Source organism: Neobacillus niacini, assembly GCF_030817695.1.
GTDB lineage: Bacteria > Bacillota > Bacilli > Bacillales > Cytobacillaceae > Neobacillus > Neobacillus niacini_F.
On record NZ_JAUSZQ010000007.1, the window covers coordinates 81054 to 104219 of the forward strand.

At 34.3% G+C, this 23166-nt stretch carries 24 protein-coding genes; 7 read left to right on the plus strand and 17 right to left on the minus strand.

What is annotated here, in order from left to right:
• The first annotated feature begins 378 nt into the window (after nt 1-378).
• The gene (locus QFZ28_RS28275; protein ID WP_307197927.1) at nt 379-1287 is read left to right on the plus strand and encodes an Abi family protein; all 909 of its coding nucleotides are present in this window, start codon (nt 379-381) and stop codon (nt 1285-1287) included.
• 333 nt (nt 1288-1620) lie between these two features.
• On the opposite strand, the gene QFZ28_RS28280 is transcribed toward QFZ28_RS28275, so the two are convergent.
• The 15 genes from QFZ28_RS28280 to QFZ28_RS28345 form a co-directional block, all read right to left on the minus strand.
• The gene (locus QFZ28_RS28280) at nt 1621-2136 is read right to left on the minus strand and encodes a hypothetical protein (protein WP_307197928.1); all 516 of its coding nucleotides are present in this window, start codon (nt 2134-2136) and stop codon (nt 1621-1623) included.
• A 300-nt stretch (nt 2137-2436) separates the two neighbouring features.
• The gene (locus tag QFZ28_RS28285) at nt 2437-2586 is read right to left on the minus strand and encodes a hypothetical protein (RefSeq protein ID WP_307197929.1); all 150 of its coding nucleotides are present in this window, start codon (nt 2584-2586) and stop codon (nt 2437-2439) included.
• A gap of 123 nt (nt 2587-2709) precedes the next feature.
• Nucleotides 2710-3561 (minus strand): ArdC family protein, encoded by an 852-nt coding sequence (locus tag QFZ28_RS28290; RefSeq protein ID WP_307197930.1) that lies wholly within the window; start codon nt 3559-3561, stop codon nt 2710-2712.
• A gap of 1334 nt (nt 3562-4895) precedes the next feature.
• A complete protein-coding gene (locus QFZ28_RS28295) occupies nt 4896-5126 on the minus strand; it encodes a DUF2187 family protein (RefSeq protein WP_307197931.1) in 231 nt (76 codons plus the stop codon).
• Between the two features lie 581 nt (nt 5127-5707).
• Nucleotides 5708-5803: an FbpB family small basic protein gene (locus QFZ28_RS29920; RefSeq protein ID WP_373428175.1), complete on the minus strand. Its 96-nt coding sequence runs from the start codon at nt 5801-5803 to the stop codon at nt 5708-5710.
• 8 nt (nt 5804-5811) lie between these two features.
• Nucleotides 5812-5994 carry a Fur-regulated basic protein FbpA gene (locus QFZ28_RS28300; protein WP_307197932.1) on the minus strand — a complete coding sequence of 61 codons (183 nt, stop codon included), beginning with the start codon at nt 5992-5994 and terminating at the stop codon, nt 5812-5814.
• A 139-nt stretch (nt 5995-6133) separates the two neighbouring features.
• On the minus strand, nt 6134-7312 hold the full coding sequence (cntE, locus tag QFZ28_RS28305; protein ID WP_307197933.1) for a staphylopine family metallophore export MFS transporter CntE: 1179 nt from the start codon (nt 7310-7312) through the stop codon (nt 6134-6136).
• 55 nt (nt 7313-7367) lie between these two features.
• A complete protein-coding gene (locus tag QFZ28_RS28310) occupies nt 7368-8114 on the minus strand; it encodes an ABC transporter ATP-binding protein (protein ID WP_307197934.1) in 747 nt (248 codons plus the stop codon).
• The gene (cntD, locus tag QFZ28_RS28315; protein WP_307198165.1) at nt 8101-8925 is read right to left on the minus strand and encodes a staphylopine uptake ABC transporter ATP-binding protein CntD; all 825 of its coding nucleotides are present in this window, start codon (nt 8923-8925) and stop codon (nt 8101-8103) included. Before cntD ends, QFZ28_RS28310 begins: the two co-directional genes overlap by 14 nt.
• Before the next feature lie 3 nt (nt 8926-8928).
• On the minus strand, nt 8929-9825 hold the full coding sequence (cntC, locus tag QFZ28_RS28320) for a staphylopine uptake ABC transporter permease subunit CntC (protein WP_307197935.1): 897 nt from the start codon (nt 9823-9825) through the stop codon (nt 8929-8931).
• Nucleotides 9826-10758 (minus strand): nickel/cobalt ABC transporter permease, encoded by a 933-nt coding sequence (gene opp1B / locus QFZ28_RS28325; protein WP_307197936.1) that lies wholly within the window; start codon nt 10756-10758, stop codon nt 9826-9828.
• Nucleotides 10759-10844: 86 nt separating this feature from the next.
• Nucleotides 10845-12470: a staphylopine-dependent metal ABC transporter substrate-binding lipoprotein gene (cntA, locus tag QFZ28_RS28330; protein ID WP_307197937.1), complete on the minus strand. Its 1626-nt coding sequence runs from the start codon at nt 12468-12470 to the stop codon at nt 10845-10847.
• A gap of 152 nt (nt 12471-12622) precedes the next feature.
• Nucleotides 12623-13939, minus strand: a complete 1317-nt coding sequence (locus tag QFZ28_RS28335; protein ID WP_307197938.1) for an opine metallophore biosynthesis dehydrogenase — start codon at nt 13937-13939, stop codon at nt 12623-12625.
• 30 nt (nt 13940-13969) lie between these two features.
• Nucleotides 13970-14770: a nicotianamine synthase family protein gene (locus QFZ28_RS28340; RefSeq protein WP_307197939.1), complete on the minus strand. Its 801-nt coding sequence runs from the start codon at nt 14768-14770 to the stop codon at nt 13970-13972.
• 27 nt (nt 14771-14797) lie between these two features.
• On the minus strand, nt 14798-15631 hold the full coding sequence (locus QFZ28_RS28345; RefSeq protein ID WP_307197940.1) for a diaminopimelate epimerase: 834 nt from the start codon (nt 15629-15631) through the stop codon (nt 14798-14800).
• 591 nt (nt 15632-16222) lie between these two features.
• On the opposite strand from QFZ28_RS28345, the gene QFZ28_RS28350 reads away from it, so the two are divergent.
• Nucleotides 16223-16402, plus strand: a complete 180-nt coding sequence (locus QFZ28_RS28350) for an aspartyl-phosphate phosphatase Spo0E family protein (RefSeq protein ID WP_307197941.1) — start codon at nt 16223-16225, stop codon at nt 16400-16402.
• A 66-nt stretch (nt 16403-16468) separates the two neighbouring features.
• Here the strand turns inward: QFZ28_RS28350 and QFZ28_RS28355 are convergent, their stop codons facing one another.
• Entirely contained in the window at nt 16469-16735 is a 267-nt protein-coding gene (locus QFZ28_RS28355; RefSeq protein ID WP_307197942.1) for a hypothetical protein, read from the minus strand.
• A 907-nt stretch (nt 16736-17642) separates the two neighbouring features.
• On the opposite strand from QFZ28_RS28355, the gene QFZ28_RS28360 reads away from it, so the two are divergent.
• Complete coding sequence (locus tag QFZ28_RS28360; RefSeq protein WP_373428176.1) at nt 17643-17819, plus strand: SDR family oxidoreductase; 177 nt, start codon at nt 17643-17645, stop codon at nt 17817-17819.
• Between the two features lie 272 nt (nt 17820-18091).
• Here QFZ28_RS28360 and QFZ28_RS28365 read toward each other — a convergent pair whose 3' ends face one another.
• Nucleotides 18092-18958, minus strand: coding sequence for a MurR/RpiR family transcriptional regulator (locus QFZ28_RS28365; RefSeq protein ID WP_307197943.1), 867 nt, complete (start codon nt 18956-18958; stop codon nt 18092-18094).
• Nucleotides 18959-19145: 187 nt separating this feature from the next.
• Between QFZ28_RS28365 and QFZ28_RS28370 the strand changes: the two genes are divergently transcribed.
• From QFZ28_RS28370 to QFZ28_RS28385, 4 genes are read left to right on the plus strand one after another with little or no spacing between them, the layout of a single operon-like run.
• On the plus strand, nt 19146-19970 hold the full coding sequence (locus QFZ28_RS28370) for a metallophosphoesterase family protein (protein WP_307197944.1): 825 nt from the start codon (nt 19146-19148) through the stop codon (nt 19968-19970).
• Between the two features lie 11 nt (nt 19971-19981).
• Nucleotides 19982-21328, plus strand: a complete 1347-nt coding sequence (locus QFZ28_RS28375; protein WP_307197945.1) for an ABC transporter substrate-binding protein — start codon at nt 19982-19984, stop codon at nt 21326-21328.
• Nucleotides 21329-21382: 54 nt separating this feature from the next.
• The gene (locus QFZ28_RS28380) at nt 21383-22339 is read left to right on the plus strand and encodes a carbohydrate ABC transporter permease (protein ID WP_307197946.1); all 957 of its coding nucleotides are present in this window, start codon (nt 21383-21385) and stop codon (nt 22337-22339) included.
• Nucleotides 22340-22350: 11 nt separating this feature from the next.
• The gene (locus QFZ28_RS28385; protein ID WP_307197947.1) at nt 22351-23160 is read left to right on the plus strand and encodes a carbohydrate ABC transporter permease; all 810 of its coding nucleotides are present in this window, start codon (nt 22351-22353) and stop codon (nt 23158-23160) included.
• Nucleotides 23161-23166 lie beyond the last annotated feature (6 nt).

Below are 23166 nucleotides of genomic sequence, written 5' to 3' on the forward strand. Positions count from 1 at the left end.
CTAGAGGCTGCACCCATGCCGGGCGCACATTAAAAAGGAAAGAAAATACTCTTTCCTTCTAATTAGTCCAAGGAAAAAAAGATTGTACAAAACTGGAAAAATTCGGCCTATCTAATTATGATAATTTCTTTTTTTCTAAAGCCGCTCAAATGCGTTGTTCTTATTTTATTGAACCCACAGCTTACCCCAATTTTCATAAAACATCTACTTATGTTTCAGCGTTTTGTCCATAATATCGACCTTTACTTACCTACTTACGGCTTAGTATTCTTTGACAAAAACAGCAAAAGGATATATTATAATAATAACAGAACCCACCACGCCTCTTAACAATGCGGACCAAGGTGGGTCATTTTTTTTCAAGGGGAATTGGCCAAAATGGATCCTGAAAAAGACTACTCTAATGTAAAGCCACCTAAAACTTATAAAGAACAAGTAGAATTATATAAAAATAGAAATTTATACATAGAAAATTCTGAATATGCCGAAAAAATACTACAAAGAATAAATTATTACCGATTATCAGCTTATGGACTAACCCTAAAAGATCCAATTAATAAAAATCAATATATCAGCAGTTCGTCATTTAATAAAATGCTCTCATTATATGAATTTGACAGAAGACTAAGGTTATTACTTTTAGGAGTATTAGAAACTATTGAAATAGCCTTCCGAACACACATATCTTATGAAATTGCTCATAAATTTGGGCCACTTGGATATAAAGATAAAGAGAATTTTATTAATGAAAAGTTTCATAAAGAGTCTCTGGATGAACTGGAGATATTGATTAAAAAAAGCCGTAAAGGCGAATTATTTATTGAGCATCATTATAAAAAATATGAAGGAATAATTCCTATTTGGGCAGTGATTGAAGTCACTTCATTCGGATTCCTTTCTAAAATTTATCGAAATTTAAACGAGGATGTAAAAAAACATATAGCCAAAGTTTATTACAACATCCCTTATTATTACCTAGAAAGTTGGTTACAGTCATTATCGAATGTTCGAAATGTTTGTGCTCATTATGGACGTGTATATAATAAAAAATTAACATTTAAACCCCGATTGTTTAGAGAAGAAAGTAAGCAATTTGATAATCAACTTATATTTGCTGCAATTTATATTATTCAAAGATTATTAACAAAAACTGAGGGTAACAGATTCATTACTGACTTAGAAGCACTTGTTCTTGAATATGAGGATGAAATCGAGTTTACACAAATTGGTTTTCCTTCAAATTGGATGGAACTTTTATCTAAAATAAATAGCAAAAATAAGATATAGTCTACAAAATACAAATTTTTTTCTCTTAGATATGATAGGTAAACTTTTGTGTCAGTTTTTACATAACTTTTCTACACCAGGTCTTATTTGTCTTGTCACCCTCAAAGTATAGAACGCGTTTCATTGTGTTTCTCGTACAACCCACACTAACTATTACAAAATGAAAAAGAAAAGCTGATTTCTCGTACTATAAGGTAAATCAGCTTTATTTTTATATATCTTTATAAACGGAAACGGGGATCAGCCAGAGCAATGCAGTTACATACAATACTCAAGTACAAGAGTATTAGATAAAATAGAAATATCCGATTTTCCTCTATCTTTAAAGCGACATTACCCCTTTTCATTGACCTTATTTTCCTTCCGCTGTTTCCGAATAATCATAGGACCCGTTTTTTTGTCATTTTTGATGTTTTGCAGATACTTTACCAGATAACTTTCCGTGATCCGTTCCGGTACATACCCTAAACGGGTCCGAATGAGATTTTCCACGACAAACGCCTTTTTTGTAAAATACAAATAATCCCGGCCTGATTCCTTTTCAGCTTCTTTAAAATCATTGCTTTCTTCACCAGCACGGTGAAACACATGCATATGATGATACATGTCATTGCGTTCTTTCCGGATCATTTTGAGCAAATACAGGAGTTCAAAGGTGGATAATGTCATGATTTCTGGTGTGGACCTATCAATATATGAAGCAAAAGCAAAATCACGAAATCGAACGTCTAGTCGTTCTTGATTCTTTTTAACAATCCTGATATCAATCTTCATGCGGCAAAAATCACAATAGTAATGCTGATGATCTATTCTTTCGATATGACTGCCACAATATGGACAAGTTTTCATTCAGACCCTCTCCTTTGATCCTATTATTTGAACTTTCCACCCTAAGAGAAATTTTATTGGTCCAATCGTTGTACATGGGTGGATATATTAGTCTCTTAATCTTAAGGTTTTAAGTCCAGCCTGCTTTCATTAAGAAAAAACAAATGTTTTTTCCATCATCCGCAAAGCTTCACCGGCTAGAACATAGTCGGTGTTGTTCTCTTTATTATTAAAATTATAAGTATTCGGGTATCTGATCTTAGTAATTTGTATCAAACAATTTCTATCACTTCCGTATGGATAATATTTTCGGATTTAAGTTCACATTCTTTGATACGATTTTAATTCGTAATGATCTTTCATATCAAGGTCTTTAGAAACCATTTTTTCTGCTTGTTCTTCATTTTTAGCAGCTACAATCGATACCCTTTGAAATCCTTTAGCAAAATAAACAACTCGAAACACTTTCATATTCTTCACTCCTTTTATTAGCATACTATGGATTTAGTTCAACCTGTTCGATTTATCCTTTCACCGGCTGATCCGTCAACCGGTGAAATTTGTGCTTATGATTTAATGAGTGATTATTTCCTTTTAGTTTTCGTCTATAGACTGTTCCTTTGTTTCTCCTAAAATATAATCTGCTGCTTTCTGTGCTTGAGCAGCTGCCTGTAAGACTAAACGGCTTTCTTTTTTTAAAGCTCTTAGCCATGAATCGATATAACTAGCGCTATTTTCTAAAGTGCTGTTATCAATTCCGGCCACTCCGCACAACATCGCTGCACCCATTTCCGCGACTAATTCCTCTTGGGAATACACTTTATCTCCAAACGCTACATCTTGTGTTGTGATGCCTGGGCGAGCTAAACGACTTTGATGCCCGGTGCTGTGAATTTGTTCATGAAAAAGGGTGCAATAAAATTCCTCCGGAACTTTAAAATCTTTGAGCGGTGGGCAATTAATTCGATCCCATGTCGGATAATAAACGGCTTTTCCTGAATTGAATGTATAATCAGGGCAATTGATATATCCTTTAAAAATTTCCTCTGCTTTCTCGATTGGGTCATGGTCGAATATTTCAACATTTCTTTTACTCTCTAAGCCGGTACATTGCTTATTTATCTCCCAAACTCGATAATAGAACGGTTTTGCAAAAGTCTTTTTTTCTTTCGTTTCCTCGTCCTCCTTCTCCTTCCAAAGCCAATACACAATGATTTGGGAATTTTTCATTTCCTCTCTTTTAATTCGTCCATCCGCTTCTAAAATCTGTTTTTTGGAAGCATATTCGCCCGGCTCCACTAGGAAAATATTAATTCCACGGTATGGTTTTTGTGTTTTCCAGTTGACCGCATTTGAATTGGTCCATGGTTGGCGCCACGGTACAACGCCCTTTTCTAATTTTCCAATGATTTTTTCTGTAATGATTTCATAAACGCTTTTTGTCATTTTTGCTTTTCCTCCTTTGATTTTCTAATGATTTTGATTTTGGATGTTTGTTCTTATGAATTTCTTTTCACTTTTGACTTTCGAAGCGAATGAGTTCCCTAAAGGGGGATGATTTTTCCCCTTTTGCAAGTAGAACGAAAAACACGCATAGGCAATGGGTCAAGGGCGCTCTTAGCACAAAAAGTTTTTTGCTGTTGCGGTAGCGCCCTTAAGCAAAAAAGTTTTTGTGCCCCTTGACCGATTGACTCGCTTTCTTAGCTTCTAGCCGGAAAGGTTCGGGTGTCCTGCCGGCTAGAAGGTTAGAAAGCTTGCGCTGTTTTACGATTCGGAAGGCAAAAGGGAAAAATCAACAATAAAAGCAGCCGTTGCGGGCTGCTCTCCTTTTATCTCTTATTCTTTTGATCTTTCAATCTTTTGAATTTCTTGTTTTCGGCTCGTTCGGTATGGCGGCGTAAGCCGTAAATGGAACAGGAACCTACGGAATGTAGGTGCTAGCCGTATAGTCCGTGGTTATCGGTCCGTTTAATGCCGAAGCGACACGTACGGAATGACAGAAAGGTGCTTTTTCCTTTCTGATCAATCCGTAGTGCTGCCGCCCAAAGTCGTTTTGTATGCTTTTAACTTTGATTTTAAGTCCTTATTTCTTAAGAAAAATTGCAGCCTTAAGGCTGCGTGACTAGCAAAAACCTGTAGGGGATGTAGACATATCTAAAATTTTTATAACTTACTCCTTGAATAACAAGAACAACCATTCCTATAATATATAGAAGAGGGGGGATTTATAATGAATAAAGATCATAAAGATCGTGGAATGAAGAAGAATGGCTTTTTCTTGCTGGAAACATAAAAATGTTGAAGGACCTTTGGCATGATGATCATAAAATCCTAGACCATATCTGGATAAAAACGCTAACAGAAGAGATGAAACGGTATTATTTGAAATCATAGCTACCGATATGCTTTTAGAAATTACCACATGGACAAATGGCCTTTTTACTTCACGTTTGGATTTGTCACAAACATTGTTTATCTGAAAAAGAATTCAAATCCATGAGGAACTTAAATCTACCATTTATCTTGATTTCTTTTCATTAACCAATGTAGTGGTCAAATAAATGCTTTACTTTAAAAAGGATATCCAGTTTTTTTTGTTAATAGGTTCAATACTTCGATATTTAGAAACGACTTACTCATCTTACATTTTCAACTTTAATAGAATTTCAAAAAGGTTTTCTTATAGTTTTATATTTGCTGTTACTTTATGAATAAGTGGGCAAAGTCCAACCGTTATCCTCTCCGGTCAAACACTTTTTTTACTATAAAAGGGAATCAATTCATTTAAAACTGGTATATATGACGTTTGCTATCACATCATGCACAATCAAAACCTTGTAATTTTTATGTGCCACAACGGTTCTATTTCCTTCAAACTCCAATTCCGTCTTATTTTCGGTTATATTCACAATGGCTGAATTTTCATTGACCTTCTCAACGATCCCTTTGATTCCATTCTTAAAAAGAATATAATCTCCAATTTCTGCAATTTCTTTTGCCTTGAATATCATTTTTCCCCTCCAAAAAAAGTACAGTAAGCCTATTAATTTTCTTTCTTACATGATTTCCTTATGAAACTTTTCATTCTTTGTTTGATGTGTGTTGATTTGTAATTTTTTCTTAATTAAAGTTAAAAGTGTCAGCAATCTTTTCTTTCAGTTTAGTTGCTTTCTATATTTAGACCCGTATAAATATTAATTTAAAATATAATAGCCTGCCTCCTCAAGCACGATCGATAGGACGATAAACTGAACAAAAACAATAATCCAAATCCACATGTATTAATCCCTTTTATGGCTAATACATCCTGTTGGCAAAATATCAAAAATGAAGAACCCATAATGATGATTTTAATTACGATTCTTTCAAACCAGCTTTTATAAGTATTTTACCAAAATTATGGATATTGAGATAGATAGAATGTAGCGTTTCCTGGGGTCCTACCAACAAAACGCGGAAAACATACGCTAAGCAAATTTCGACATAAAGAAAGCCGATGTTTCCTTAACGTAGGAAATATCGGCTTTCTTTCATTGAAAAAGAAGCCGGACTAAATTCTAAACTTGCTTCTTTCTCTATACCAAGGTTTTTCTTACTTATTTGATTTTAATTTTCTATCTTCAATTTTTTTGTAGATCTTCTCTATGAGGGTTTTATCCTTTAAAATATTGTTTTTATTTTCATTCATTGATTGTTTCAATGTTTTCTTTTTTCACTCGTTTTCCCCATCTCGTTAAATAACCTATATTCTCTTTCTAGATCACTAAGACAAAGCTGATATAGCTGAACATTCTCTTTTTTATATACACCTATGCTTAAAAGCTGATTGATTAAAAACTCTTTTCTGATTTGTATTGCTTCACGTAACATTGTGCTCATAAAAGGAATTCCCTCCTCTTTAATTGATAATTATTATCAATTAAAGAATACAGCCTTTCAAGGAAGATTTCAATATATAAATCGTAACAATTACTATTTAAAAGGCAAATGATACTTTTGAACGACTCTCTCATTAGGTTTATCCGACAAATATCTTTCGCCGGTCATAGGCAAAGAAGAGCATTGCCACACCTAAAATAGCACAAATCATATATGTAGTTGAATATGAGTAAAAATCAGCGACTGGTCCCATAAGAACACCACCTAAAGAAACTCCTAAATCTGCCATCGCAATAAACAAACCTAATAACACATTGCGATTCATCTGAGGCAAGACAAAGCTTAAATACGTTGTTAGTGTTGGATAGAGGAGCGCCTGAGCTATTCCCATAAAAGTAGCACCAAGATAGAAAAAGATAACCCCGCCATTTATAGCAAAGCTTACACATTGCGCTCCCATAGCTAAAAGGAGCATAGTCCCCATAATAAACGATGAATGCCATTTTCCATCGGAAGGGATTTTTTTCCTTAAGGAAAAACGAGAAAAGACAACGGTTACTGCCATAATCATTAGAAAAATTCCAGCGTTTCCGTTTTTCACCTGTTCGGCATAAAGAGGTATGAAGACAGTAATTGCTCCAAATACAATAGAACCAACTAACATAAGAACACTGCATTTAAATAAATGCGGATTTTTCACTAACTGTCCAAATAAATTAAACATATTTACACCCTGCTCAGCATTTTTTGTAAAAGGCTGGGTTTCGGCTTTATCCATTTTGGCACTATAGCCAAACACCCCAGTAAAAATGGCAATTGTTATCATCATGATTGCAAAGTATTCCATTCCTCCTTGCCAAATACCTAATGCCAATAAAGGACCAACAATACCTGGTATATAAGAAAATAAAGAATAAAGTGAAATTCCCTGAGAACGATCTTTCTCTGGCAGTGCATCAATGATTCCTATCTGTAGTGCCATTGAAAAGAAAGCCGTTGATACCCCTTGTAACATACGAGCAACCAGATAGCCACCTAGCCCAGTTACCGTATATAAGATTAAAGCAAAACCATTGATAATAAGTATAATTCGCAACACTTTTATTGGCCCATGCTTTTGAATAATATGACCTGCCCATGGTCTAAAAAACATGGTTGTAAACAAATATGCCCCCATAATCAAACCTATTGTTGTATTGGTGGCTCCTAAGGCCCCCCCTTGTAAAGGGATAATAACATTTAGTATAGAATTGGCACTAAAATAAAGAAGCACCAACAGATACAATCGTAAAAAAGGCCAAGACATAGCTCCACTCACAGTTTTTCTCCTCCAACCCTGAAACAAATTCTGTTACTTTATGCAGTTAACCTAGTTAAAACGTTATTAATGACTGTAATAATTTTCTTGTATAAGCTGACTTAACGTCCTTTAAGTATTCAATTTCCACTATTTCTTCAATCTGACCATCCCTAAAAATAATGACTCTGTCGCAAATATAGGCAGCAGCCTGTAAATCATGTGTGATAAAAACATAACTCATGTTGAAGATTCTTTTTAAATCCTTGAGCAATTCAAGAACTTGTGTTTGAACAGATACATCTAAAGAACTAATTGCCTCATCTAATAAAATACATTTTGGTTCTGCTGAGATAGCTCTTGCAATACATACTCTCTGAACCTCTCCTCCAGATAACTCATGAGGATATTTGTTTCGATAAGACGAAGGTAATCCAACTTGATTTAATAGATTAACAATCTTTTCTCTATTCTCTTTCCTACTCTTGTTCTGAATTTTCAATGGCTCCATGATTGCTTGTTCAACAGTAAAAAATGGATTAATAGAAGATTTATAGTCTTGGAAAACAGCGCTGATGTTGCCTGATCTCACTCTTCTATCCTCTACATTCTTTCCCTCAAATAAAACCATTCCACGATCAGGCTTTTCAATTCCTAATATCAAACGCCCTAAAGTTGATTTTCCGCTTCCACTTTCTCCTATGATGCCGATACATTCTCCATCCTTGCATTCAAAACTAACACTCTTTAAAACGGTCTGTCTTTCTGCTGAAAACAAGCCGCCTTTTTTATAGGATTTTTCCACACGATCAACTATTAACAACGATAGCCCCTCCCCCCATTACTTTCTTGAAATGATCGCTCAAGGTTTGTCTAGTAGAGACTAGATACTTCGTATATTCATGCTGCGCTTTTGAAAAAATGGCTTGAGTATTTCCTCTTTCAACAATTTCTCCATCCTTCATTACCAAAACTTCATCAGCAATTTTTCTTACAACACCTAAGTCATGTGAAATAAAGATCATCGAACAACCCATTCTTTCTCGTAACTTAATAAATTGTTCAATGACCTCAAACTGCGAAATGGTATCAAGCGCTGTTGTCGGTTCATCAGCGATAACAATGTCGGGCTCTAATACTAACGCCAATGCAATCATAATTCGCTGCAACATTCCACCCGATAGCTGGTGTGGATACTTATTCATAATATCTAGGGGATTTTTCAGCATGACACTTTCCATCGCACCTGTCATTTTTACTTCCATTTCGTTTTTACTCCAATTGAAGTGTTCAGCAAGTGTTTCCCTTAAATGTACACCGACTACACAAGAGGGATCGAAAGCACTCATCCCATTTTGTAAAATCATGTAAAGGTTTCTACCCCTTTTCTTTCTCATCTCTTTTTCAGATAGAAGGTTTATGTTCTCTTCTTTTAATAGGATGTCCCCTGTTTGGTGAAGAGGGGATCTATTTAATCTCATTATCGCCCTACAAGTGATAGACTTACCGCTTCCACTTTCTCCTACAATTGCAAGGCAACTTCCGGACTTTAAGTGGAATGAACTATCTTGAATAATTTCTTTTCCAGAATTAACATCCCATACTTTTAAGTTTTTAACTTCTAATATATTCATCATCTAATTAGCCACCTCTTTTTCCTGAACCTTTATTTTAGAAAGTGGTAAATTTTCTATATGCTTGTTTTTAGAGTTTACTAATTTGGGGTCTAGAGCAACTTGAAGTGAATCAGATAAAAAATTAAACGCCGATACCACTATAACGATGGCTAAACCGGGAGCTAGCATTAATTCCGGTCTCGTAAACATAACTTCCCTCGCTTCGTTTAACATCATCCCCCATTCAGCATTTGGGGCTTGAATTCCTAAACCCAAAAATGAAAACCCTGAAATTTGCAAAATCATCGCTCCAATAGCACCACTTGAAATCACTGTGATATCAGAAAAGGTAACTGGAACAATATGCTTACAAATTATTTTTATATCACTAATACCTGATGCTTTGGAAAACTTCACATAGTCTAATTCAGCATATTGCATTACAGAAGTTCTGATGACTCGAGCAAACCATGCCCATTTAATCAAAGCAAATGCAATTAGGATGTTTTCAAGACCTACGCCCAATATTCCAATAACCGCCAGTGCCATAACGTATCCTGGAAAAGAAAGCATCGTGTCACATATTCTCATAATTATCGCATCGACTTTTCCTCTGAAATATCCAGCTAGAAAACCTAAGATTGCACCGATTAAAACAGATATACACAGAACAACTAAAACCCATAATACACTTGGTCGAATTCCATATATGATTCTGGATAAAATACATCTCCCTAGATGATCATTACCTAATAGATATGCCCATGAAGGTGAAGCATAGCGAAGACTCATATTGACTTCATTAGGGTCATGTGGAGCAAATAATGGTGCGAAAATACCAACAATAATTGTGACAACAATGATCATTAAAGATAGCATAGCTAACTTATCTTTACTTAAGTTTTTCAATATTCTCATTTAAAGATCATTCCTTAACTTAGGATTCATCGCAACATTTATAATGTCGGAGATTGTATTAAACAAAACAAAGGCTGCTGCTAATATAAGAACGTATGCCTGTATAATAGGAAAGTCTCTGCTTAGAATTGCTTTAACACTCAGATTCCCTAAACCTGGCCAAGCAAAAACGTTTTCTATAACTACTGTACTTCCCATTATGATAGGTATAGACATACCAAATATCGAAATAGCAACCTGTAATGAATTTCTTAGTACATGCATAGTGATTTTGATTTCTGATAACCCAGATGCCCTTCCATATAAAACATAATCCTCATTTAAATTGTTTAACATGGAAGTTCTAACATTTCTAAAATAAATACCGGCATAATTGATCGTGATGACAATAACCGGTAAGATATAACTTTTATACGATTCCATCCCGCTTGTTGGTAATAAATCTAATTTAACCGAGACATACCAGATCATAATAGACGCCAGCCAGTATGACGGCATTGCTGTTAGGAAAAACGAAACTCCTCTTACCGATTTATCAATCATTTTTCCTTCCTTCAACGCACAAATTACACCTAATAGTATAGACATAAAGATAACAGCAACAGATGAAACTAACGTTAACTTGAATGTATTCAAAAATGCGGGACCTATTAATGACCAAACTGGTTTCCCATTAATATATGAATCTCCAAAATCCAACTGTAAGGAGGCAATAAGCCAATCAAAATAACGTAAGATAAATGGCTTATCCATCCCAAACTCTTCTTTTGTTTGTTCTAATAATTCTTCTGTTATCTGTGGAACACCTTGAGCTTGTAATACCACTTCGGCTGGATCTAAAGGAGAAAGGTTGATTAAAACAAAGGTCAAAAACGAAATGGTTAGAAGTAAAGGGACGGATATTAGTATCCTTCTAATGATGTAACTTCCCATAAAAGATCTCCTTTCTATTAAAATATCAATATTTAAGCGTTTATATTTTCTCATAAATAAAAAGGGGAAAATTCCCCTTTTTATTTTTATTTAAAGTTCATCAACTCAAATGGCAGCTCAAATTGAGTTTGTTTAAAAGATATTCCGTTTAAATATTTGGGCGCTACTACAGTAACACTTCCATTTGAAATAGGAATAAACACTGCTTCATCATGAACAATCGTCAAAATATCAGCGTACAATGATTTTCTGGTTTGCTCATCTGTTGACACCATAACTTGTTCAATTTTCTTATAAAGTTCATCTGCTTTATCAATGCCGCTTGTCGTATGCTTATATGAAGCTTCAGATGTAAAAGCAGCGATTGTACTTTGTGGATCATAAGCTAGACCCCAGGTTTGATTGAATAATAAATCATAGTCACCTGTGGATCTTCTATTAGCAATTGAAGTTGATTCTTCACCAATAATTTCTAATTCAATACCAATTTCTTTTAGTGAAGCTTGAATAAATTCAGCCTGAGTTTTTTGGGAAGAAGAATTGCTATCATAATAAAGTTTCATGGCTAACTTCTTGCCATCTTTTGTTCTAACATTATCACCATTTGCTAATACCCAACCAGCTTCTTCTAGAATCCCCCTCGCTTTTTCTATATCAAAACCTCGCTTCTTTAAATCAACATCTGCGTAATTCACGTTCGGAGAAAATAGTGTGTGGGCTATTGTTTCAGTACCATTTAAAATATCCTTTGTAATTGTTTCTCTATCAATCGAGTACCAAATAGCTTCACGAACAGCTGTTTCAGTAACAGGACTATTAGTCTTACTACTATTTGCTACAATCATTTTCGTATTCATTGGCTCACTTCTAACAAGTTGATAATCACTTGACTCAACTAATAGATTCATTGCTTCAACATCAAGGCTATCGGCGCCCCGATCATCCGTAAAAGCAAAGTTTACTTCTCCTTTTTTTAATGCTAAAAACGTCGTTTCTCCTGTTGGAAGAACTTTAGATGTAATTTTCTCTATTTTAGGTGTGCCACCCCAGTAATCTTTATTTGCTTCAAACGTTGCATACTTATCCGTTTTATGTTCAGTTAGAATATATGGTCCCGTACCGTTAAAACCATTTACACCATCTTTTGTTCCGCCATTAATGAAATCTTTAGGAGATATGAATACGTATGGCCTTGTCAAAGATAATTCAACCAAAGTTGGATAATAGGTTTCTGAAAGAACTAATTCAACTGTAAACTCATCTACTACATTTACACTTTCTATTTTTGTAGATAACTTAATCCAAGCATGCTTTTCTGCATTATTCTGCACAGCTTCAATATTTTTCTTCACTGCCTCTGCGTTAAACGGCTCTCCATCATGGAATTTCACATTTTTTCTTAAGTGAAACGTGTACACTTTTCCATCCCCTGAAACTTCCCAGGATTCAGCAAGTAAAGGCTTAATTCCGTCTTTCGTATTTTCAACTAATGATTCATATACCATCCCTTGAGCAGGCATTGAACCTGTGTAAAGATGGGGATTCATATCATTAATGTCCTTTGCTGATGCATAAACTATTTCTGCTTTCTGCTTGCTATCATTATCTTTCTTTTTCTGATTATCAGAGTTTGCCGAATTTGAAGAGCAAGCAACTAGAATAGATAAAACCAAAAAAACTAGTGCCACTAACTTAAATCTTTTACTAAACATGGTAATCCTCTCCCTTTAAGTTCTCCTTAATATGAATACAACTCGTTTTTGTTGGAACTGATCTACACTCCAACATATATTAAACACCCCTCCCACAAATCGAAATCATTCCTATTTGAATAGTATATTACTCTATTGTTTTATTACAAGTACTATTCCAACGTCTTTTCTGCTATGTTTTTTCCTATTTCACCGCATATCATATTCAAATCTTCTTCAAAATATTGAACGACAAATGCACGAGACAAGAATTCGCCTCTACGAGATTGAGCAACTTTCTCAATTTTACTCTCATATGTTTTAATAAATTTATCTATTGTTGGACAATTCAACTCTAAATATTTTGCAATACCCTGTATGATTTTGATACGATAATAGTCTTCCTTAGGCATTCTTGGGATATCCAAATACCCTTCTTTGTTGATAAACATTTTTCTAATCGGAACAGCAGAAAAATCAAAATATCTTCCATCCTTATCTGGTTCTGAAAAAGGATCGATCAACAAAGATGTATAACGTATATACAGTAAATATTCTTGATGAATAGTCTCTAAATGATTGAAATTTTCTATATCCTGACGCGATAAACTTTCTAATCTCACTGGATAATTATCATCTGTCATAAATTGTAGTAAATTTATACTTTTTATATTTATTTTTTCTAAAATATTCATAATTTCTTTCCATTGGGACAACAAATCACGAATTAAATATTGCGTAATGGGCCCCTCAGGATAAATTTTATATACATATTTCTTCGTTTCTATATCCCCAAATATTGCACTTAATGAAATATCATTCATAAACAACGGTGGGTGTACATATAAAGAAATATTTCTAGTCTCCGCCTCAATTGGAGATTTCATAATTTCTAGAGTGATTCCTAGTTGCTCATATACCTTACATAGTTTGTCAATATTTTTAGATGGAAAGTGCGTCGATCCTATATAAATTTTTTTCTTGACTGCTGTTGTTAATACATGATTAGATGGGCTATCGTGCATCCATCGTGTATCACCATAATATGTAGAAAAACTAATAATTTCCGCATTTAAATTAAGTTTGTTCATAAAATTACTTATTAAGCTGTTTGAACCAAAAGTCGGAGAAATTAAAACAATACACTTTACTTGTTTTAAAAGCTTATCACTGATCTGTTTTATTACTTCAATATAGGCATCCGTTGTTACAGAAAATATGATGGTATCCCATTCACCCTTAATTGTTTCATACCCATTAAAAACTTGATCAACGAAGTATTCACCTTCCATACTTCGATGCTTTTCATTTTGAACGCTTACACGTATTAGATGATCACTTTGCTTAAGCGCCTCAAAAAACGTTTCCGAACGAACAGACTCTCTGCCAGCAATCCCCACGTAGCAATTTAAATGCTTTTTAATACTTACAGCAAGCTGGATTGATGTAGGACCTGTACCTAAAATTAAGACTCGTTTAAAATCGCTCATAAAATACTTCCTTTCTCACTAACAAGTAAGCTATGCCTTTTTATACAACGCAATATCAAACACATGATCTGGGCGTAATATATTTTCAACCATCCTCCACTTTTCCCCATCCACCTCTCTTATAGGATAATTAAATAAGGATTTCAGCTGATTACCATATCTCATAGCTACAACTACATTTTCATTTGTCAATGTATATAATTGATCCAGTATGTCATATTTATCTTCTACAGTTGAACTGAAAATGATATGGGTTAATTCGTCCGCATACTCAAGATTTTCCACTGCTATTTTTTTTAATCGAATATTTAAGTCTCCACCCAATTTCTCTACAACGTTTCGTCCAAGTTTAATAGCCTCATCATCAATATCTATGCCAACAACCTCTGCTCCCGTTCGCTTAGCAATTAATAAAGGTGTCATAGGAAATGAGCCTGACCCCACTAATAATACCTTTGACTCTGAAGTAATTTGAAACTGGCCAAATTCCTTTTCAATACATGATTCTATATTCTTAAAATAATCGGTCCTCTCAGTAGTTCCGTTTAGCAGCTTCAATGCACGATATTTCTCCATAATAGCCACACAAAGTGCTGATTTTTTTCTTAAATCCTCGACTAGTTGATTAAAGTCACTAGATTCTTGTTGTTCTAGTTGTTTCCAAGCTTCTTTATTCCTCTCGTTTATTATGAATTTTGAATAATCATCTATTAATACCTCAAACTCCGAACTGTGATTGATAGTATGGTCATATTTTGCTGCTAAATCTATAAATCTTACTAAAAATTGATTTAAATTTTCTTGAAAAGTATTGGTCTTTAATACATTCATTTATTCCACTCCAATAATATGTAATAGTTAAACATCTATAAAAGCTTTACCTTGTGCCACTATTCCAACAGACCCTTCAATCTTAAGACTTTCCAACTCTTCGTCATAACAGCTAGCAATTACATTGATAATCCCACCAGGCTGCCTTATTTTCGCAACAATCTCTCCTTTATTCTTCCATGCAAGATACGCTCCTAAGGAGGCTGTACCTGAACCACACCCCCTTTCCCATATCAAACTATCTAGATGTGGGACATAAATGAGGGGAGCCAATTCATCAGATTTCGTTTTATACAATAAAATGCCGATCAAGTTAGTACCTAAAGTGACTCCTAGCAACTTTGCTAATGATTCTGCTTTTTCTCTTATTGACTTATCAAATTCCTCCACTTCTATCACAATATGTATGAACCCCTTGTATCTCACTATGATTATATTTAAATCACTGCCATCATACTTTATTATTTTCTGTTCTATCTTTTTAGGGATAGGCATAGTTACTTGGCAGTAATATTCATCTATATTTCTTTTCACTTGACCCATTATTAATTGATCTGTACCTGATACTTCTAATAAAACTTCCGTCATTTCATTTTGCTTTAGTCCTTTTTCAAACGCAATAAAAGCTGCCAATGCCATACAAGCATTTCCACAAAACTCACCTCCAGCCATCTGTAGATGTGCAGCAGCTTTATTATTTATAGGTTTTTCTATAAAGCCTACTTGTTCAGCATGCACGCTGTCATATGACATAATTTTTGAAGCAACGTGCTTATACTCCTCAACTGGATAATTAGCTTTAACAAGAATTGTCATATTTTGTGTTGGATTAAATTTAATAAAATCTATTTCCTGTTTCATCACAACTATCCTTTACCTTTATTTTTTATTTTTCTTCATACAAATAAAACGTAATGATTACGATTTATTTGTTATTAAATGAATTATAGCATGTTAATGTTGGATACTGTCAATATTTTTTGTTTTTTATACTGGTGAAATCTAATGTCGTATAAGATATCCGATATTTAGTTATCTATTCACTACCTTAGAGCTAAAAATTAACCTACTAGATGTGACGAAGTCAGGTAATTAAGTACCAAGTATTTCTCCCAAATGAAAATTGTAAAAAAACTCACCAATTTCTGAACACGTAAAAATTTTCTAGTTTTCTATTTAACGTTTCATCCTAACCCCTCTTGTCGACTTAATCAACACCATAATAAAAATATTGTTGACTTAATCAACACTATGGCAGAAAATATATTGTCTTTTAAGCTACATGGTACCCTCTCTACTTTTAGTCCTTAGTACTCTGAAAAATTTTTTGTAATTTTTTAGGGTATTTTGTCATATGTATTCCAATTGTTTAAAATTCTTTGCATAATTATAATTGCGCGGAAAATCAATTTTATCGAATTAAACAGTTAAAGTGAATTAGGGGAATGTATGATGGGTATGGGGATAGAGGAATTAGAAGACAGGATCAATCAGATGAGAAAGATTTTGATCCTAATTGCGAAAGAAACTGGATTGGATAGCAATGACACCCTTCTTTGCAGTCGGAAATTAGACAAGCTCATCACGCTGTATCAAAAAGGAAAAATCAACAAAATACAAAAATTTGACTAAAAGTCCTGTATTGATCACACTATGAAATATGGGATTTTTTTTGATTTTCTTTTGAGGGTTACTGAGTTAAAGTCCGTAAGATGGGGGCGAAACATCCTTTATTTCGTTACGTTTGTACGTAAATTGAATAAAATCATCCAGTTCCTTTTGATCCACTACCTGTTCAAAGTCGCATGGTTGCCCTAATGTAATCCCTCTTTGACTAGCAACGGAAATGATTAAACCTAATTCATAATACATATTTTTCGTTAATAATCCTTTCTCGATGCTTTTCATCATTTCATTATAAAATGCAATTAAAAAATCAGTCGGTAACTTTTCATAAAAATCCATTATGACATCTCCCCCCAAAAAAATGTGGAAAACCTTTTCGGACAAAAAAAGAAACACCTTAACATCATTATAAAATATAAGATTGCAAAATGTTTGTCGATTTAATTAAACATTTGAATCAATTTCATAATAGTTGGTACCTGAAAATTATACCTTTAGTATTTCTGTGGATATTTTTAAAAAATTTAAGCTGCTATTTCAGTTCTTGGATTTAACTCTTGATTGATTCTATCTACTGCCAATTTTGTGGAGTTGAACTAAATCAATATGGATTTTCATTCTTCTCCCAATTCATTAAATAAAAAACTGGATAGCAATTAAAACGATCCAGCACGTCATATTTATATGAGGTTTTTCATGTATTTCTCCTTCAGCCTAAACCTTCCACATGATGCAACGAATCATGGTAAGTATATAACCACAAAGACAAATCTACATGTGTCCCCAGTATCGGCCCCACCTACGCCAAATACAATGACGGCCACACATGCCATCCAACCCACTATTTATCATAACAGAAAACGCTTACATTTTCAATTTTAATAGAATGAAAGGTTTTCTTATAGTTTTATATTTATGTTATTTGGTAAAACAATTATTGTCCAAAAAAGAATCATTCCATTTAAAATCTGGTATATTTGACGTTTTCTTTCACATCATGCACAATCAAAATCTTGTAATTTTTTGCCACAACGGTTCTATTTCCTTCAAACTTCAATTCAGTCTTATTTTCATGATATTCACAATGAAAATAGTTGTTTACTTATGACTTAAAACCCACAATCAAACACATATTTTTTGAAAAAAGTTGATTACTAAATTCGTTACTCAAGAAAAGCGCCCGATTGTTGAAGATCAAAGGCCGTTGAAACAGGTTCGTACTTATTGAACATAAGCAACCCTTTACTTGAAGAAGTCTTTTATTGGCGTGGTGCAAAGAAAAGCAATTGCTGCCTTAGTTCCAATTGGAAGAATAGGTGAACCTGAAGAAGTTGCATATGTGGTTTCTTTCTTGCTGTCTGATGAAGCCTCATATTTATCACAATCTATCTATACTGTTGATGGAGGTGTAACCAATTATTAGGATAAAAGTAGGCTCATGTCTGTATGTCCAGGTCATCGTTTTTTTCAAATGGGAATGTTAATTCCCTGAAAACTAAGTGATTGCGTAGGTTTCATGATTAAAAACCACACTAACTTATGGTAAAGTTCTCCTTTGTATATCTAAATTAAGTTTTATTTTCCTCATGTAATATGAAATATGACGTATTGCTATTAAATAGCAATAAAGAGAAAAAACCCACCATATGACATAATTGAGGTGGGGTTGCATATCGAACTTGGTCAGTACCGAACTCATATGTTCTTCATCAGCGCCTTTGCTTCTAAGAAAATATTTTGAGCAATTGTATTTGATTGGTCTATGCTTTCTATACCTAACAGTATATTAATATAAGTAGCTAAACTGTCGAGAATTGATTTAAATACGACCTCTGTAGCGTAGTAGTTGCGAATATAATTGCTATTTGATATTGCTGTCACGAGGTGGATATTGGCTAATGAAGTGAGCTTATTGTTCGTGCTCGCCGTTAATGCAATTGTTGGCACACTTTTTTGTAATGCAGTTTCAAATAACTCAATGAGCTCCGCTGTTTTACCAGATTGCGAAATTCCAATGATAACCATTTCATCATCCAACATAAATTGCATTTGCTTCATGCCATATGAATCTGTCGCATACACTAAATTTAATCCTGTCGTCAAAATTCGACTATAAAACATTTTCGCTATAAAGCCAGAATTTCCAGATCCTGCAATAAAGACCTTTTTCGATTGTGCAATTAATTTTGCGGCCTTTTCTAGCTCATCGTAATTAATAAAATCGAGCGTGTTTTTTAGAGCATTCATATTATTTAACAACGTTGCTTTCGTAATCGCTTCTGCCGAGTCCAAGCTTTCAATTTGAAAAATTTCATCATCTAACTTTTTTGAATGATGCGCTAATGCGACTTTAAAATCGCTAAAACCACGATAGCCGAGCAGCTGGCAAAAACGAATAATACTTGATTCTGAAACATTCACATGTGAGGAAATCATTTTTAAATTATTTTTAATGATAAAGCTACTATTGCTTAAAATACAGTCTGCAATTTTCTTTTCTCCGCGATGAAATCCTCCATACATACTTTCAATGACTAATAACGGGTTTTTCTCCATCCTCATTGCTCACTCCTAACTCCAAACTCATTCATATAGATGCATTTATCTTACCATGTTCCATCTTCGAAAATTGTAAAGTTGCACATCCACAGAATTTACATTCTTTTTACAATAAACAAATGGAATTTTACTCCGTTATGTTGTACATTTGATTCGTCAGATAAATTACAACAAAAAAGGGAGAGTAAAAATGAAATTCGTACATTTCACTGATACGCACTTACTACAGGACCTTGAATCAACAAACTTGAAGCCTATTTTCGAAAAACTATCGAACCACAATGAGAAATTTAAACAGGCATTAATCGATTTAGTACTTGAGGATGTAGAATTCATTTCGATTACAGGAGACTTAATTCACGAAGGATCTGTTGAGGAATATGCAGAGCTAAAAAAACTACTAGACACATACGTACCAAATACGCCTGTGTTTTTAACTTTAGGTAACCACGATGTGAAAGAGAATTTCAACAAAGTATTTTTAGGCAAAGAACATACAAATGCTTATTACTATGTGAAAAACCTAGAAAATTACCGCGTTGTTGTATTAGATTCAGCAATTATTGGTGAGCATAGCGGAGCAATTCAGGATGAACAATTACAGTGGCTCGAACAAACTTTAGCAGAAAATTATCAGCATGGAACATTAGTCTTTATGCATCACCCAATCGTCTGGGAGGAAGAAGCAGTTTGCATGGAGAACGCAAAAAAACTTACTTCTATCCTTACAAATAGTGATACCATTGGCGTTTTCACAGGGCATACACATATGAACGGCTTACACTATATCGAGCATATCCCGCAATTTACGGCAGAAGGAGTGGCATTTGGATTAGTAAAAGAAAAGGATAACTGCCTTTCATTGACAAACCAAAGCGGCTATAACGTTTACACAGTGAAAAATAAATTAATCGAAATGAAACGTTCACAGATTAAACCTGATTTAGAACGACTTTATACAGTAAAATACGAACAAGCCTTTAGAAAACACGCTACAGAAAACACAAAAGTTTAAGGAGAATGACGATGAAAAACAATAAACTAATCCTCACCTTTATGGTTATCTTCACATTATTACTATTAGCTGCTTGTGGACAAGATGACAGTACAACAGAAAAAACAACAACTCCATCAGAAGAAGTTGTATGGGAAGAGAACTTATTAAACCCTGACGAACCGACAAAAGTCACTTTTTACTCGTATAGCCTTGGTAATGCATCCATGAAAGACGGTGTCGAAAAATTAATTAATAACTTTAACGAAACGATCGGTGCTGAAAAAGGTATTGTCGTTGAAGGTGTCGTTGATGCAGATTACACAAAATCAAGAACAGATATTCAATCTGGTTTACAAGTAGACATTATTCAACAAACATTCCCTGGATTAGACGGCGCGCGTAACGATTTAGGCGTAGTAGCATTTGAAGATGCTTTCCCACAAGAAGAGCTAGACGCTCACCTTGAAGGGATTCCAGACACTGCATTACAATTAGGTGTTATTCAAGACAAAATGTACGGTATGGCATTCACATTTAGTACACCAATTTTATATGTTAACGGTGATATTTTTGAACAGGCTGGTTTAGACCCAACAGTTGCCCCAAAATCTTGGGAAGAAATGTTTAAAATGGCGAAACAAATTAAGGAAAAAACCGGTATCTATGGTCTAGCATTATCTCCATCAAACTCTACTGGTTGGGTATCAGACAGTATTTTATATAGCGGGGGATCAGAAATTTTAAACGAAGATAAAACTGCTGTTGTTTTTGACAATAAAAATGCCATTTCAACGTTAGAAACATGGAAACAATTTTACGCAGAAAATGTAGCAATCGGTGGTACAGATACAGATGCTGTTCAAGCATTTTTATCTGGTAATGCAGCGATGCACCTTCAATCGACTTCACTTTATAGCGGCTTTAAATCAACTGCTGCATCTGCAGGTTGGGATTTATATGGATATGCAATGCCAGGCTTTAAAGGCGAAGAATCAATTCCGACAAACTCAGGTAGTGCGATTGCTGTAAGACCAGACTCAGAGCAAAAGGCACAAGCGATTTGGGAATTTGTTAAATATATTACAGGTAATGAAGGTTACACAACTATTACAAAAGATATCGGCTATTTACCTTTACGTCCTTACTTAGCTGAAGATGAAAACTACTTAAAAAGCTTCGTAGACGAAAACCCGATTATTAAATTAAATATTGAACGTCTATCAAATATTAAACCTGCCACAATTTGGCCTGGTGAAACCGCGAACGAAGTACAGCAGCTTTATTTAGATATGTTCGATAAAGCATTGACGACAGATCGAGACGTAGCCGAAGTAGTGAAAGAGACACAAGAAGAAATTAACTTACTTTTAGAATAAGTTACATGGTGGCCATTTCTGGCCACATACAATTTTTAATTAAAAGGAGCTCTTATGGTTATTAAAAGTGACACTACAATTCATGAATCGCCAACGTCATCTGAATGGAGCCAAAGGACAACAAAACGAAAGAAAAACTGGCTACCATACTTATTTATTTTACCGACCGTGTTACTTATTACGTTTTGGTTATACAAACCTTTATTACAGAACTTATCTTATACATTTTATGACTGGAATATGCTTCCTGGCACAATTCCTCAATTTGTAGGCTTTGAAAACTTTACAACACTGTTTTCACATAAAGATTTTTCCATAGCGATTTATAACACGCTTTTTTACATTATTATTATGCTACCCTTTTCGATTATCATCCCGCTTTATTTAGCGAATATGACACAGGAGCTATCAAAAGGCTATCGGAATTTTTACCGCGCATTACTATTTGTCCCGATGATTGTTGCACCTGTAGCAATCAGCATTATTTTTCAATGGCTACTGCACCCAACGAATGGATTAGTAAACAATATTTTGTTACAACTAGGACTTATTGAAAACGGCATTCAGTTTTTCACAAATGAATTTTGGGCAAAATTTATGATTGCGTTAATTGCTGGATGGAAAATGATCGGCTTTAGTACATTAATTTTTTCCGCGAGCATTGGCTCCATTGACCAAAGCTATTACGAAGCGGCTCGTTTAGATGGTGCTAGTAAACGTAGAATGTTTTATACGATTACGGTTCCGCTTATTTCGCCAACGTTAATGCTAATACTAACGATGAGCATTTTATTCGCGAATGAATGGACATTTGCGTTTATCGACGTATTAACTTCTGGTGGACCTTACGGCTCCTCTACAAATCTTTATTACATTATGTACGATTTTGCCTTTAAAGATATGAACGTCGGGCTAAGTGCAGCCGCATCACTTATGTTTTTAATTTTATTTGGCATCATCGCCATCATCCTACAAATCATAACAAAAAAAGTTACATTTTATGATAACTAGTGGAGGATTTTATGATAAAAAAAGCTAATATACAAAACCATCTCGTGCTGATCATTTTTTCGATATTATCCATTTTCCCGATATATTGGATGGTTATTTCATCTCTAAAAAGCGAATCAGAAATATTTAGTTTTTCGTTATTTCCGTCAGACCTAACATTTATTAACTATAGCTATGCTTTTGAAACGATGCCTCTTGTTAAAATGCTACTTAACTCTGTAACGATTAGTATTTTAACAACGGCCGGCCAATTAATTATTGCGATTTTATTCGCCTATGCCTTTACACGTTGGGATTTTAAATTTAAAGGGCTTATTTATTTAGCACTATCTGTTACATGGTTAATTCCACTACAAGCGATTATGGTACCAAACTATGTTCAAATTAACGAACTTGGCATTAACGGCACCGTTTGGGGCATTATCGTACCTGGTCTTTGCTCTGTGTTTGCCAATATTTATTTATACCAATCATTTAATGCATTCCCAAAAGCATTATTTGATGCAGCAAGAATTGATGGCATTAGCGAGTGGCGCATTTTAGTAGATATTGTATTACCGAATATGAAGCCGACGATTGCAGCACTCAGCATCATTTTAATTATTAGCTCATGGAATGATTATTTATGGCCAATGCTCGTATCACGCACACTCGAAAGCTCACCCATCCAAATCGGGTTAAAATCATTTGTAAGTAACGACAGTAATTTATGGGGCTCACTTATGGCCGCAACGACGATTTCTTGTATACCGATTTTTATTGCCTACATCATTTTACAGCGTTCAATTATGGATACGTTCTTAAAGAAAGGAATTAAATAATGATAG